The following is a 13,778-nucleotide window of genomic DNA, read 5'->3' as shown; positions in this document are numbered from 1 at the left end:
GGTTAAATATTGCTCCGCGTAAAGAGGACCCATGTTGACCTGCCACTAAACTTTCATCCAGCGGCGATTAGAGTCTCGGCGGCTTTGAACCGCCCCCAAACACTGGACCAGCGGTGGCAAGAGTTTTCCGACTTCATCAGGGAGGCGGGCTGGTTGCGCTTCCTGAATTCATCAGCGAGATCGGCACCTTATTGCCGATCGCACCATGAGGCCGTTCCTCGTTATAGATCGACGCCAATCCTCCATCTTTTCACGGGCATCCGCAAGGGTTAGGAACCAGTGCTGGTTCAGGCATTCGGCCCGGAAGCGGCCGTTGAAAGCTTCAATGAAAGCATTGTCGGTCGGCTTGCCTGGGCGTGAGAAGTCCAAGGTCACGCCCTTGGCATAGGCCCAAAGATCAAGATCGCGGGACACGAACTCCGTCCCCTGATCGACACGGCTCGTCTTCGGATAGCCGACTTTCCGGCACACCCGTTCCAAGGTCTGCACGACATCTTCACCTCGATAGCTGTGACGCGGATCAAGGACCGGCACATAACGTGAGAAGGCGTCGACCACCGTCAGAACCCGCAGCTTTTTCCCGGTCGCGAGTTGGTCGTGCACGAAGTCCATCGCCACACATCGTTCGAACCAATAGCCGTCTGACGATCCTCCCGAAGACTAGGCATTGCACCCCGTGATAGGTCGCACCATCGGTAGGCCTAAGTTTTATTCGCGACGAACTCGTACGTTGGCGACGCGTTCCAAACGTTCCCAGTAGCTTCGTACCCAATGGGCGCGATGATGCTCATAATCTCATTCATGTGATTGTCGTCGTGTACTTCGATAAACATAATAGGTTTGAATTCGCGAAGAACGCGCACGGCCCCCCTAAGCGCAAAAGGCTCTGCACCCTCAATGTCCATCTTCACCAGTGATACTGGAACGTTGATCAAGTCATCAATACGACGGCAGGGGTATTTTACCGGCACCGCTGAGCTGGCGAGGCTTTCGACGACCTCGATCTCTCCTTCAAAATCAGAACATGCATAAGGAATTGTGGAGATCTTCGTCCACAGCGAGTTCAACTCGATGAACTTATTGAGCGCAGCGCGGGCCCTTCTTGTGGGCTCAAAAGCAAAGACGCGCGTTGCTTCCGTATTGGCAGCAAAATATACGGAGTGGTTGCCAATATTGGCCCCCACGTCCAGATAGTTTCCCGTTATGCCGAGCGTGCGAATATAATCGAGCATCTCCTGTTCATACCAACGTTCGCGCAGGAGTATGCGTCCGATTCGACCGCCAATCTCCGGCAATTTTATATCGGAGATTGGCATAAGAAGACGCTTCCCAGCCGCCGAGTCCTCTTTGTCCTCTTCCCTCGGAAGTTCTGAAATGGTGTCTAATGTCGCAATCGCCGCGGCAACGCCTTGAGCAGCCATTTGCATATTTTCGTAACCGCTTATCGGCGGTGCCGCGTCGCCTACTCTTGGGTCAATACCCTTGCCTGTGACGGATTGAAGGACGACTTTCATGTCGGCTGCCGCGCAGTTTATCTCTTGCCAAAGGTCACTCATAGCTCGCCATGTCTTGTCCGAGACCGGCCGTCTCCCGGAGGCCATTGAATCCACGGTACTCTTCGAAAGACCCAAAAAATCCGCTGCTGCCTGAGAGGATAGGCCGCAAAGCGAAAGGACATTCTTAAAGTTTGTCAAGGTTGTACCCCCTAGCTGAAACGTTGCGCGACTGTACATAAAAGATGTACGACATCAAGGCGGAAAAACGGGTAAGTGCTGTTGCCTTCTCATATTGCTGTTACTAAATTGATCGCCTTTCAAAGGAGTTTTTGCCCATGGATCTGTACGAGCAGCGCGAAAGGCGCCGTGCGAAGCTTGTTGCGGACACGCCCCTGACAGATTTGGGGTATTTTCAAACGGTTAATTGCCGAGTTCTTCCGAACAGGTTGGAACTATTGCATCATCTACCTGATCGAGGCATTGTCGCCGAGATCGGAGCTGCGTTCGGGAATTACAGTGCTGAGATCTTGGCGAGAAATCGCCCTCGGCAATTGCATCTCATTGATGCATGGGACACCGACCGGTACAAGGTAGGCATGGAGGAGATTAAGAAGAACTTTGTGAGCGAGATAGGGACCGGACGGCTTCACCTTCACCAAGGTTACTCCACTGAGCGGCTGAAAAAATTCTCCGACAATTTCTTTGATTGGGTGTATATCGACACCAACCATACATACCAGACAACGTGGGAGGAGTTGGTATTGTGTGACGCCAAGGTTAAGCGGGAGGGGCATATTGCGGGCCACGATTTTTGTACGGGGAACGTGGTTAGACCGATGGTGTATGGCGTCATTCAGGCGGTCGCGAAATTTTGCACCGAATACGGCTGGCAGTACGAGTACATTACCCTTGAATCTCACGGGCATTTTTCATTCTGTCTTAAGCGGCTTGGCTGATGAATTTAGAATCAATCATTTCCGATCTGAGTAGAATGATTGAGCCCGACAGGCGTGCTGATCGAACCATCGCGATAGTCCTGGGGATGAGAGAGGAATCTGATGGTGGCGCGTCCTACTGGGTTCTTGGCGAGCGGACATTCAATCGTGTGCCGCCATTCACCGCTTCTGTTGACGCTGCGATGATGGCGGCAGAGAGTGCGTGTCCCCTGAATTTTGGCGCATGTACGTTTGGCGGGATGTCAGCAAAAGCCGCGTTGAATGACGGCTCGCCTCTTGAAGGCGGCACGCCTGCTATCGCCATATGTATGGCGGCACTAAAACATCTGAGCGACAGCGGCTTGTAAGCGACGTCATGTCTCGCGATACGAACGCGTCGCTGATATCAAGTACCCGTGTACGTCTTGTACTTCAGAGCCGCAATACACAGCGCAATTGCTGGAGACGCCGATTGAACGTACTGACTTTCACCTAGCTTGGCGCTACCCATGCCGGATTCCCAGCTGAAGCCACCTGATTTGTCAGGGGCTACACGCATGACGAGCGCCAGAGCGTCGTCAACGGCGGCTGTGAAGAAGGGAATTTTCTGCGGCAAACTGCCATCTGGTTTGATCCAAACGACCCGTCGTTCGGCGTCGTTCGAATTCTCCGCTCTTCGCTGATATCCAACGGCCAACGCGATTTCGACATCAAGAGTCCTGTCGGGGCCTGTTGCGTTTTCCAGTCGGTGAATGAGCTCCTCTAGTGTCAAAATGTGCACACTCCAATTTTGGCCTGACCGCTTTGTAGCTTAATGCCTGCCGACTGAGAAGGCAGCTCTTCAACGAGAACGCGTCTTGCCAAAAATCGGTTGCCAGATATCTGAGTTTCCCAGGCATTTGAGTGCCAACACGTGCTTTATTAAGCAACAACAGTGGACGGCTAAGTCTTATATTGGAAGCGTGCGGTAGTGGCTTCCCGTTTCGATTCCGACGCGGTCGAGAATGCGGGAATGCGACTCGGTAGATCTCCGAACGCGTCAGTCATGATGGGGTCGCAATCTTCCTTCTGACGAACCGAAGTGATGTAGACAATCTCGGGGCGAAATCATCTTCCAGGTTCAGACAATAAAAAAATCTGCTGCCGTGAGCGTCGCGTGATTCTCCACAATCGCGAACTTGATGGGGTCATAGGTTATGCCAGATCCATCCGCATCATAGTAGATCTCGCCGCTGTGCTGGTAGTACAGGATGCGGTCTGATCCATCAGCTCTGCCTAATGCGCGGTCCTTGAAGGCTGATGAACTAATGTCACCGAGCATGAATGCCTCATAAATCGCATCATCCAACCAGAACAGGTCATTCTGCTGCCTGTTATTTGTGAAATCCGTGACGACATCGATGTTCGTTCGGCTACTGAACGATGTCTCGAAGAAAAAGGTATCGCTTCCCCCACCACCGCCAAGCCGGTCGTTGCCAGCTCCGCCGACTAAGCGGTCGTTTCCGTCGTTGCCATAGAGCCCATCATTGTTGCCATCACCATAGAGCTTGTCGTTCCCTGAATAACCGTAAAGGCCATTTTTCGCAGCATTGCCATGAATGGTGTCGCTGGCTGATCCGCCTTTAACGTTCTCGATCAGAGACGCGGTATTTCCACCACAGAGAAGCGCGTTGAAAATGTTACCGCGAGCATAGCCGTTATTCGGACCACCGTTCAGATCGGCCAACTGGCCTTGGGAAAAGACCGAGTAGCTGCCTGGCCGCAGGTCGATTGTAAGGTGCGTGGTGTAGGCGCTCAGATCATAGGTGTCGACACCGCCGCCATCCCAAATCGTGGCGAAGATCCTGTTGTCATCGGGCGTGATGGCCGCGACTCCGTCAACATAGGTGATGCCTTCGTTCGGCTTCCACTTATAGATAGTATTGCCACTGTTGGTCGTGTAGTCCGCTCCATACATTTCCTGTAGGGCGGCGATATCGAACATCATGAAGGTCTGTGGCGCTCCATTCTGCTCGTAGTCGTAGCCACTTACGTCGTCTCCCATATACGTGCGGTAAGTCATGATCGTATATTCGATAGAATCGAAGTCGCTGGGCACGACCGACGGATTGGCATCCGGTTCATGACCATGTTTCAGGCCAAGAGCATGACCCAGTTCATGCGCCAACGTATGTCCCGCATAGTTGCCGAACTCCGGAAACCGATAATCACTTTCTGTGCCAGCATATTCTGTCCCGAACCAGATATCGCCACCCCAGCTATCTGTGCTTGGATAATAGGCCCCTGCCGTCGGGAGACTGGGGTCCGACGACTGAGCGAATCGCACCGATGCGGTGTCCACGTTCCCGGCGACAAAGTTGGCGTTAGTAAATCCCTCTACGGAGAAACCGTCATTCGCCGTGTTTCCATAGGATTGTTCCATGAGCAACAAGGCAGCAGACTGCTGTTGCTGGGAAATTGAAGAGAAACTGTAATCTTTCTCGCCATTATACGAGTACGATGAAGAGCTGGTGGGAAACGCATAAGTTATCGTTCCGTCCCATGCATAGCCGCTGAGAAGCCCGTTGACCCTCTCATCTCCCGTCAAGCTCACATTCTTTATGGAAGTTATAACGCCCGTCATTAAATCTCCGCCTGCTTATTCCACTCTACCGTGTGTTATGTCGTTTCACCGATTGACTCGCAAGAGGAAAAATCACCATGTCAGCAGACCACTTCTAAGCGCCTGAGTACCTTCATCGAGGCGATCGTGTCCATCAGGTTTTACTTCGAACAAGGAAGCACGTTTGCCCGTTCAACCGACGCCTCGTCACTCTTGAATTCCGAACCCAGGCGTTGAGCAGCAATGCCAAGCAGGCCACCCGTCGACAAACTGCTCGACCGGACAAACGTGCTTCCTTGTTCCCTTTAGCAGTCCGACTGCATCAAGCAAGGTGTCGGCGCGGAAACTTGGCGTAAGTAAGGACGGTGGTAAAATGAAGATCGGTATTCTTAAATAATTAATATGTCACACGGTATTCGCTCTACCAACGCTGGAACGCTGTATAGATAAAGTTTTGGTCTATTCTGAATTGTGAAATCTCTCCGCTGTTGCTTTTCAACTTTGCAAGTGTCTGACTATATGATAAGTATCGTTCCGTCTTTAACATGGGCATTCGACGCCACGTGTAGTATGTATACAGCAATGCCTCCGCAAGTGACTGCTTCCAAGCTGGGAAGATGCCTTCAGTCTTAGCTCTAATATAGATCTTTCTTGCAAAGCGATCTCGCCCAAGTAGCTGTAACTCCTCCCCAACATTGCGATAGAATGCCGAGAGACCCGTCTTGTCTTCCAAGCTGTTTATGTATTTCCGCTTTATGAAAAGATGGCCACGAAGCCGATTCCTGTTACTGGCGCTTATTCTATTTTCACGGTGTTCAACGTATACACATAAGGGAACGGCAACCGAGATGAAATTGACGTTCTCCGAAATGCGAATAAAAAACTCCCAATCTTGGCAAGCAGGTAACGACTCGTCGAAGCCGTTGACGGCTCGCGCCAATGACGCGTCCACCAAAACCGAAGATAGCGTGCCAATAAAGTTTGATCGGATAATCGCTTCGCGACTGAAGCTCGCTCGTACAAGCTGACGAGCTAGTATTTGTCCACTCTCCGCAGCGACCCGGTACCGCCCAGTGACGCAAAGTGTCGCTTTCTTTTCCTCCTTTTGAGCCTCAAGTATTGCCATCTGCGTGGCAAGTTTTTCTGGCATCCAAAAGTCGTCGCTATCGAGAAAAGCAATGTATTTGTGTTTAGCGATGCGTATCCCGAGATTTCTGGAGTAATTGGCTCCTCTGTTCGAACCGTTCTTCAGTAGTACTAAATTTAGCCGCTCAGAAAAGTCTCTGACGATCCGCTCCGTTGCCTCCGCCTCCGCCTCGTTGGAGCAATCATCAATCACTAATACCTCGGCAGGCATCATGGTTTGAGCCTGCACACTCGAAAGCGCTCTGTGGAGAAACTTCGATCTGTTAAAGGTTGGGATGACAACACTGACGTCGCAGGTTGGCTGATCGGATGGCAGTTCGTAGATCCGCCTATGCGAATTGCGTAAAAAGTCGTCGTGTGAAGAATCTCTCAAGGTGGCTCCTGCATATTCCTTCCAAATCGTAGCCTCTCGCTGAGCCTCGTTTCAAGTGCGCGGTTCCCTGTTTAAGATTTTCAACGTCTACTTGACCTGTTGCCCCTTGCTATGGAGGATGCCGCCGACATCAACGTATGGGGGCATCGCATTGCGAAAATTCGGAACCGGCAAGCATATAGCTATAGTCATAAGGTTCTTGGCGGGGCGTAGCGGTGGAGCCGAGAGAATTTATTGCGAGCTAGCCAATATGCTCTCAGATGAGGGCTTTAGGGTGACATGTCTTCACTTCGACGAGAAAGCGGGGCGTCCATTTTATCCTGTGAATCCAAAAGTCGAAGTTATAAATCTTTATGGAAAAACTAAAACCAAAGCGCATAGGCGGGCCGAAGCACTGCCGTCATTTAAATTTATACCCGAATCTTGGCGCAATAGAGCTAATTGGGTTGCCAAACACGATTTTTTCCTTGAGCAATTAGAAAACTATTTTCGGTATAATAACCCCGACCTTGCAATAAGTCTGCTGCCGTCCGCGAACACGGTTACACTCATCGCAGGTTGGAGAACAAATACAAAGGTGGTTGCTACAAACCACAACGTTCCCAGGGAAGACTATGAGTCGGCTGCGCGATGGGATCCCAATCCGCTCGATAGGGAGATGCGCCTGAAGGCACTCGACCATGCGGCCGCCATCCACGTTTTGTTTGACGACTTTGGCAACTGGTTCCCGCCCCATCTCCAGGATAGGATTGTGACGATTCCAAACTATATTTCGCCGGAGTTTTCATCGCATACTCCGGCACCCAAGCGTGAGAAGATAATAGTAGCCGCGGGGCGTCTTGCTGCTGTTAAGAATTATCTTCAGTTGGTTAGGTCATGGCGGGAGGTTGCTGCCGACTTTCCAGATTGGAAAGTCCACCTGTTCGGGACGGGGCCGCAGCGCCACGACCTGCGTGGCGAAGTCGAGGCCTTGGGAATAGGTGAAAGTTTCAAACTTCTTGGACACCGCAGTGATTTGGGCGAGGTGTATGCAAAGAGCTCTATATTCTGCCATCCAGCCCACCACGAAGGATTTGGCTTAGCCCCCGCGGAAGCGCTCTATCTCAAAACTCCGGTGGTTTTCTATGATGATTGCCCGGGGTTAAGCAATTTCGTCAAGGATGGCTATAACGGCGTAGCTGTTCGCAAGCGGTCCGGAACGGATGGACTTGCCGATGGACTTCGGCTTTTGATGGCGAATGATGAACTGCGCCAGGCGCTGGCGGAGAATGGCCCCCCGTCGGTTGCAGGTTTTACAGTAGACAACTATCGTCATCGCTGGATGAGCTTGATAGGTAAACTTATTGGGGAGGCTGCCTGATGGCTGATCTCGACATCCTTATGCCGCATTTTAATGACGCCGCAGGGCTCGACCTAAGCTTGCGCTCAATTGAAGCCCAGAGCTGGGTGGGGCAGGTTCGCGTGGTAATTGCAGATGATGGTTCAGATGCTCCTACGAAACTAAAGCTGAGAGAAATCGCCGCTGGTTTTTCATTCAAGATTGAAATCATTGAAAATGAGCAAAACCGTGGGCGCCCGTACACACGAAACGTCCTTCTGGCTGCTATTGAGAGCCCGTATGTTGCATGGCTTGACGCTGGTGACGAATGGTACCCATTAAAACTCGAGAAACAATTTAAAAAGATTGCCGAGCTTGAACAAACCAGCGGCGGAATCCCGTTTTGGGTTACTTGTAACTACGACTGGATTTGGACCGGTGGATTGCCGCGCAGGCGCGTCCAAAAGGTAGACGGGGATCAATTGAAATCTCTTTTAATAGGATCGCAATTGCGAGCCTACCTATGGACCCTGATAGGGCCGGCTGCCACGTTCAAGGATGTTGGTTGGTTTGACGAGCGCCTGCCACGAATGCAGGACCTGGACTTCTTTATACGGTTTCAGATGCATGGCGGTCGAATTTATAACGCTACCAAGACTGAACCGCTTTGCGCATATCACAAATCCGACGAGGGTCGGAAAGCTCTCGAAATCCGAGAGTGCAATCAGATCATTTTCGACAAGCATCGAACGCTTTTTAGACGGTACGGCGATCGTTTCTGTGAGATGAGGTTGTTTCGTATGGACATGCTCGCGTGGCGATTTGCTCAAAATAATGGGGATATCGTCCTTGCCCGCCACTTTATGAGGAAGGCGGCGACAAGGCGCCCTATTGCGTTCGCTAAGCATGTCTGGAAGAACAAGGCGCTACGAGCGTAGGTGAGAAGAAGATTAAGGGAATGAGAAGTGAGCGATACAATTCATGAGGTACTTAAAGGGAAAGTACCGGGCGACTCTTCAGCGCAAGTCGATGCTTTTTCTATCATTAAACTGAATTCCGCGGAATTTGAGAACAAAACAGAAGTTCTTGATCTCGGGGCTGGGACCGGAGCGTCGTTTGATCGTTTGAAGCGTTATATTCCAAATTTAAAGTATACGGGTTTGGATATTGAGCGTTCTCCCGAGGTAGAATCGAGAACAAGAACAGATTTAGACTTTAGGGTTTATGATGGCAAAACTATGCCATTTTCGAACAAGACGTTTGATGTCGTGTTCTGCAAGCAAGTACTCGAGCATGTCAGGCATCCCGATGCCGTAATTGCGGAGGTTTCTCGAATACTGAAGCCGGGCGGTATTTTCGTAGGATCATGCTCGCAGCTTGAGCCCTATCACAGCCATAGTATTTTCAATTGGACCGCATATGGAATCGTCCAAGTTTTCGAATCGCATGATTTATTCGTGAAGCAGATACGCCCAGGAATTGACGGAATAACGCTTACGATGCGCCGGGTGATTGATCGAGAAAAGTTCAATAATTTCTTTAGTTTCGAGAGCCTATTCAACCATTACATCGACGGTCGCTGGATCAAGTCCTCGCATGAAGAAAAAAACTTTCAAAAGCTCCTGATAGCAGGGCATCTTGTCTGGCTAGCCCAAAAAAGCTAGCGCGCAGCACTATTTGGAGAGCTCGATGCGGGGCTAAGTTCAAATAGGAATGACTTGCGCGGGCCGTTGATCGTCGAGTTGTTGTTGCTTCATTGATCGTAAAAGTTCCACTGCGTCCTCGAACGTGATTTCGCAGTGGCGTATCGGGTCGAAGTAACGCGCGTACAAAATATATGCCGCTGCAAAGAGCTGCTCCACCGATCGCCTGGTCGTTCGCCGTTCGCAGATCTGACGATCGTCTGTGAGGCCCCAACCAGCATAGAAAGGCATTCCCAAGCAGGTAACCTTGATGCCGCGTAGCAATGCCTCAAAGCCCGATAAGGAGGTAATTGTATAAACATGGTCAACCGTCTCAAGGCTATCTGCCAAACTTATATCGACATCCAGAATAAGGGCTATATCTCGAACTGCGTCAGGGTTCGACTGGGCGGGTCTTGTTCCGTGAAGTATTTCGGGATGCGGCTTATAGATAATCTGAGCATCGGGATTTTCCACTGCGGCAATTCGAACGACATCGTTATTGCTTAATTTCTTATTGCAGCCCAACTTTATTGACGCATCATCTTCGACCTGCCCCAGAACAAGAACGCGGCGACGACGCTTTGGACCGTATAGTTCTTCAACGTCTGCATTCTGAGAATTATTATATTTGGAGAGCTTCGAAGTAATGAGCCTTTCAATGCCCTTGCGCGCACGTGCCGTTGTCTCGTTATCGGTATCAAAGTCGTGCGTCTGAATGATTATTTCCAAGTCTGATGGTTCAGTCGCGTCGAAGTAAAGCGAGGAGGAGTCGAAGCACAGGGAGAGCGGAGGCGCCCGCGTTGCACCAAGAGCAACCGAGCGGATAAAGCCGTCCTCAACTCTAATCAGGGGAACGTTCCAAGCGCGACAAAAGTTCTTAATAAAATCCGGGTGTTTGTATGCCCATACATAGACCTTAGAACGGGGATCAGCCAGGATCAGCGGAGCCACCGTTAGATAGAATCGCAACCAGGAGATGCTGCGTCCGTATTTGTAGATTTTTTCACCCTCGAACCAATCGCGAAGGTAAGGGCGCCACGCGCTCAGCCCTATAACAAACGCTGGCTCTTTCTTCGACTGGCGAAGTGCACTGCCAAAGAGCGAGGAGAAGATTAATCTGACTGCATTAGCCATGAGATACCGCGTTTCTGCTCCGTCGAATAGGAGGTCTCAAAGACGTAACTTGTCCAAAAACGGTTGCGTCGATCCTATTGCCATAACGCGCACGCATTCTGCGACACTTCTAGCATACCGGCGTGGAGGAAGGTAATGGGTCAACTCCGACACGCGCAATTTCAAATCCGGTAGTCGAAACGAAGCGGCATGGCAAGCACCGTGCGCCGTAGTTCTCCTTGGTGGCATTCGAACCAATGAAACTGCGCGTTAATTAACAGGTCAAGCCGCGAGAAGATCTCGCCAATCTGACAAGACAGTCTGAACCAAGTGCCGGGCAGCAGAGCCGAGTATTCGACATCAAGGCGTATCAGCAACGGAGGGTTGCTTCACATTATGTGTTGAGTTGCATGATGTCGCCAAGACAAAAAAAAGGCCACCTCGACCGTTCCCCTCATTCGCGCTCTTATCTCCTGATGCGAGAGCCCACGGGAGCGCTATTATGGCGGCAAATCTGGAAGGACGTCGGGCAGGGCCGCTCGACCCCCGGTGATGCAGCGGAGGCTTCTGTTGCGGGATGGACGACAACGCGTTACGTCCGGGGTGTAGACGCAGTGCCGTCAAGCTGATTGCGCGACCTCGCGTTTGCGACGGTAAGCAACTAGACCGAGATGCAATGAAGTACCTGATCGACCGATTGGCGGAACACGTTCAAGATTTGATCGAGAGAAAGAAATTCCTCGGCGGTCTAGGCGTGATCCTCGCTGCCCTTGCTTTTGTCGTTCGCTTTCTGCCGATGCCGGCGCACCGCCGCCGGATCTGTGACGGCCGGATGTATATTGCTTGTCAGCAGCGAAATTTCAAAAAGGCAGCCAAAATCCTCGTTGATCTAAGCAACCGGGAGACGCCGGGTGCGGATTCGATGCGGCTGTTTTTCTACGAGGTTCTCGGGCATGTCGATCCTCGATATGCGCATAAATTAATGAAGACACCCCGATTCGATCACAACCTCTCGCCGGTTATCGAGGCGGCTCTCCTGCGCAGGAGCGGGGAGTATGAAGCGGCTCTCTCTGCCTTGGACTATGTTGCAGAGTCATTTCCTGCGCGGATTCAGGTCGCCGAGTTCAGAAGAAGTTTGTTGCTGGAGGAACGGAGGCACGAGGAGTTCGCCGTCGACGGTATGACGCGGCTCTCGCAAGACCCCGATAAACCCCTCTTCCAGTTTGCCGCTTCCGTAGCTGCCGCAGCCGATAGTGCGGGCCGTAATGACATCCTCAGGTCTGTGATCGAGCGAATCGTTCGCGATCGCGATGCAATTCTCAATGACCCGAAGCTCCTTTCGAGGTTTGCTCAACGGGCGGTCGAGGCTTCGATATGGCTCCTGGATCTGGCGGGAGCAAGGCAGGTGGTCGAAGCTCTTCGCAAGAGCGGGATGGAAAAAGCGGCAGACCGGTTGGAGGGACGGCTCAACCTTGATGCACTTGCACCGATGTCTGGCCTTATCGGACGCGGACATCAGGATATTCTGGCGCGCGCTGGGCTGAGCTCTCCGATACCCCGGACGCCCGATGCCGTCATCATCATCCCATCGGCAGCATTGCGGTCCAACAAGATCGACTATTCCGGCTTTCGCGCCGATATCAGGTTTGTTTTGCAGACCATCGCGGACTGCCTCGAGACAATCGGTCTCGATTACGGAGTGAAGGGGCAGATCAAGCTGCACGGTGTCGAAGACTTGCCGGTACCTTTCTTCTCGTATCACACGGTGTCCGGGCATCGAAATGGTCTTCACTTCAAGGAGACCGACCGCCCATCACGCTTCAGCTTTGATACCGGCGGCTACTCCGGATGGTCGGAATTCTCAAGAAAAAGCCTAGCCGAACTGCCGCTCGATGAGGTGGACGCTACGACTGCCGCCAACTTTTTTCAGCGAGATCAAGAACAAACCATTTCCCGCAACCTGTCTAAATATGCTCAAGACCCAATTCATGCTGCGGAGATTTTGCCCGGCCGATTTGTTTTCATCGCTCTTCAAATGGTGGGCGATTCAGTTCAGGAATTGGCGTACTGCAGCCCCATCGAAATGATGGAGGAAGTCGTAACCACGTGTGAGAAGATCGGCTACTCTGTTGTCGCAAAACGCCATCCGCTCTGCGGCTCGACAGTGATCGGAAAGTATATCCGAGAAAACGAAAGCGCCGGCCGGATCATCTCAGCCACCGGCAGCATTCACAGCATCATCGCCAAATCGGCTGCTGTCTGTGTGATAAACTCCGGCGTTGGTGCTGAGGCCCTGCTGCACGAAAAGCCAGTCTATGTCTTTGGTCGTTCAGACTACATGGCCGCGTGCTTCGTTTGTGAGCAAACAGGTGCCTTCGAGAAACAGTTCCAGCCCGGACGAACTGCTGTATCACCGGCCGACCTTCGACGCTTCTGGTATCTGCTGCGCAATAGCTATGCCGTGGATTTGCGGGATGCGGAACAAGCCAAAGCGGTTATTCATGCCCGCGTTAAGCAACATATCTTGGATTTCGGCGAGGATGGAAGCTTAGTTGCGCAAGTATTATGAGCAACTCTCCGATTGAAAGAGCCCACAAAGGCCCAACGCTCCGGAAGTCGCGCCGCGGGTTTCAGCTTAGTTCAGGGCGAGTGGCTTTAAGTGCGGCTTCGCGGGCGCAGATCGCGCCACCTGGGATCCTTGGCATCTTTGCCGCTATCTCACGTCGGCTGTATGGATCGGTTGAGCAGTCCTGCGTCAAATAATGGTTGAGCAACCGAGCACTGGACCACCAGGGATCTCGCATGGACACAAGCGCCGCGGTCGTCGTCGCGATGCTTTTAGCGGACCGGCAAGATTTGGCGCACTCCGGCTTGTTTAAGCGCCTTTAACTCAAATTGTAGATAGTTCGCTGGGCCTGCTTGCAGGAGCGTGGTTGAGCCCTTACTGCACTATGGCATTGATAACGCAGCTGTGATTTTTTTAGGGATCGGTTCGCCAATTGGCTTGTTGTGAGACGTTCAGTGTGCTTTGCAGGTGCCAATTAGAATCTTTTGCAAATAGGTCGGCTGTGACAACCAGGAAAATTGTCTCTGCCGATATTGAGGGAAAT

At 51.8% G+C, this 13,778-nt stretch carries 12 protein-coding genes and 1 pseudogene; 6 read left to right on the top strand and 7 right to left on the bottom strand.

Annotated elements, in window-relative coordinates:
* Positions 1 to 136: 136 nt before the first annotated feature.
* Both ACZ9BX_RS32865 and ACZ9BX_RS32860 read right to left on the bottom strand, forming a co-directional pair.
* Positions 137 to 662, bottom strand: a pseudogene (locus tag ACZ9BX_RS32865) (integrase core domain-containing protein); the annotation flags it as partial.
* Positions 663 to 701: 39 nt separating this feature from the next.
* Positions 702 to 1,514, bottom strand: coding sequence for an FkbM family methyltransferase (locus tag ACZ9BX_RS32860; RefSeq protein WP_476222492.1), 813 nt, complete (start codon positions 1,512 to 1,514; stop codon positions 702 to 704).
* A gap of 317 nt (positions 1,515 to 1,831) precedes the next feature.
* Between ACZ9BX_RS32860 and ACZ9BX_RS32855 the strand changes: the two genes are divergently transcribed.
* Positions 1,832 to 2,452, top strand: coding sequence for a class I SAM-dependent methyltransferase (locus tag ACZ9BX_RS32855; protein WP_476222490.1), 621 nt, complete (start codon positions 1,832 to 1,834; stop codon positions 2,450 to 2,452).
* Positions 2,452 to 2,799: a hypothetical protein gene (locus ACZ9BX_RS32850; RefSeq protein WP_476222489.1), complete on the top strand. Its 348-nt coding sequence runs from the start codon at positions 2,452 to 2,454 to the stop codon at positions 2,797 to 2,799. Before ACZ9BX_RS32855 ends, ACZ9BX_RS32850 begins: the two co-directional genes overlap by 1 nt.
* Before the next feature lie 38 nt (positions 2,800 to 2,837).
* On the opposite strand, the gene ACZ9BX_RS32845 is transcribed toward ACZ9BX_RS32850, so the two are convergent.
* The 4 genes from ACZ9BX_RS32845 to ACZ9BX_RS32830 form a co-directional block, all read right to left on the bottom strand.
* Positions 2,838 to 3,203 carry a hypothetical protein gene (locus tag ACZ9BX_RS32845; protein WP_476222487.1) on the bottom strand — a complete coding sequence of 122 codons (366 nt, stop codon included), beginning with the start codon at positions 3,201 to 3,203 and terminating at the stop codon, positions 2,838 to 2,840.
* Positions 3,204 to 3,551: 348 nt separating this feature from the next.
* Positions 3,552 to 5,054: a M10 family metallopeptidase gene (locus ACZ9BX_RS32840; protein WP_476222486.1), complete on the bottom strand. Its 1,503-nt coding sequence runs from the start codon at positions 5,052 to 5,054 to the stop codon at positions 3,552 to 3,554.
* Positions 5,055 to 5,240: 186 nt separating this feature from the next.
* Complete coding sequence (locus tag ACZ9BX_RS32835; protein ID WP_476222485.1) at positions 5,241 to 5,363, bottom strand: antitoxin Xre/MbcA/ParS-like domain-containing protein; 123 nt, start codon at positions 5,361 to 5,363, stop codon at positions 5,241 to 5,243.
* Positions 5,364 to 5,454: 91 nt separating this feature from the next.
* Positions 5,455 to 6,552 (bottom strand): glycosyltransferase family 2 protein, encoded by a 1,098-nt coding sequence (locus ACZ9BX_RS32830; protein ID WP_476222484.1) that lies wholly within the window; start codon positions 6,550 to 6,552, stop codon positions 5,455 to 5,457.
* A gap of 118 nt (positions 6,553 to 6,670) precedes the next feature.
* Here ACZ9BX_RS32830 and ACZ9BX_RS32825 point away from each other — a divergent pair, with 118 nt between their 5' ends.
* Genes ACZ9BX_RS32825 through ACZ9BX_RS32815 form a run of 3 tightly spaced genes read left to right on the top strand, consistent with a single transcriptional unit; the run spans position 6,671 to position 9,534 of the window.
* Positions 6,671 to 7,912 carry a glycosyltransferase gene (locus tag ACZ9BX_RS32825; protein WP_476222483.1) on the top strand — a complete coding sequence of 414 codons (1,242 nt, stop codon included), beginning with the start codon at positions 6,671 to 6,673 and terminating at the stop codon, positions 7,910 to 7,912.
* Complete coding sequence (locus tag ACZ9BX_RS32820) at positions 7,912 to 8,808, top strand: glycosyltransferase family 2 protein (protein ID WP_476222482.1); 897 nt, start codon at positions 7,912 to 7,914, stop codon at positions 8,806 to 8,808. The genes ACZ9BX_RS32825 and ACZ9BX_RS32820 overlap by 1 nt, the downstream gene beginning before the upstream one ends.
* A 27-nt stretch (positions 8,809 to 8,835) precedes the next feature.
* The gene (locus ACZ9BX_RS32815; RefSeq protein ID WP_476222481.1) at positions 8,836 to 9,534 is read left to right on the top strand and encodes a class I SAM-dependent methyltransferase; all 699 of its coding nucleotides are present in this window, start codon (positions 8,836 to 8,838) and stop codon (positions 9,532 to 9,534) included.
* Positions 9,535 to 9,573: 39 nt separating this feature from the next.
* Here ACZ9BX_RS32815 and ACZ9BX_RS32810 read toward each other — a convergent pair whose 3' ends face one another.
* Positions 9,574 to 10,689, bottom strand: coding sequence for a capsular polysaccharide export protein, LipB/KpsS family (locus tag ACZ9BX_RS32810; protein ID WP_476222479.1), 1,116 nt, complete (start codon positions 10,687 to 10,689; stop codon positions 9,574 to 9,576).
* 655 nt (positions 10,690 to 11,344) lie between these two features.
* Between ACZ9BX_RS32810 and ACZ9BX_RS32805 the strand changes: the two genes are divergently transcribed.
* On the top strand, positions 11,345 to 13,237 hold the full coding sequence (locus tag ACZ9BX_RS32805) for a capsular polysaccharide export protein, LipB/KpsS family (RefSeq protein ID WP_476222478.1): 1,893 nt from the start codon (positions 11,345 to 11,347) through the stop codon (positions 13,235 to 13,237).
* Positions 13,238 to 13,778: the final 541 nt, after the last annotated feature.

It is taken from the genome of Rhizobium sp. USDA 3886, assembly GCF_056279785.1.
The sequence above is the reverse complement of the archived record's forward strand: the minus strand, read 5'-3'. Positions and strand labels throughout refer to the sequence as shown.

What these genes read in the sequence shown, in the direction of transcription:
- ACZ9BX_RS32860 (WP_476222492.1), bottom strand. Translation starts at nt 1,514, where the DNA reads ATGAAAGTCGTCCTTCAATCCGTCACAGGCAAGGGTATTGACCCAAGA.
- ACZ9BX_RS32855 (WP_476222490.1), top strand. Translation starts at nt 1,832, where the DNA reads ATGGATCTGTACGAGCAGCGCGAAAGGCGCCGTGCGAAGCTTGTTGCG.
- ACZ9BX_RS32850 (WP_476222489.1), top strand. Translation starts at nt 2,452, where the DNA reads ATGAATTTAGAATCAATCATTTCCGATCTGAGTAGAATGATTGAGCCC.
- ACZ9BX_RS32840 (WP_476222486.1), bottom strand. Translation starts at nt 5,054, where the DNA reads ATGACGGGCGTTATAACTTCCATAAAGAATGTGAGCTTGACGGGAGAT.
- ACZ9BX_RS32825 (WP_476222483.1), top strand. Translation starts at nt 6,671, where the DNA reads ATGCCGCCGACATCAACGTATGGGGGCATCGCATTGCGAAAATTCGGA.
- ACZ9BX_RS32820 (WP_476222482.1), top strand. Translation starts at nt 7,912, where the DNA reads ATGGCTGATCTCGACATCCTTATGCCGCATTTTAATGACGCCGCAGGG.
- ACZ9BX_RS32810 (WP_476222479.1), bottom strand. Translation starts at nt 10,689, where the DNA reads ATGGCTAATGCAGTCAGATTAATCTTCTCCTCGCTCTTTGGCAGTGCA.
- ACZ9BX_RS32805 (WP_476222478.1), top strand. Translation starts at nt 11,345, where the DNA reads ATGAAGTACCTGATCGACCGATTGGCGGAACACGTTCAAGATTTGATC.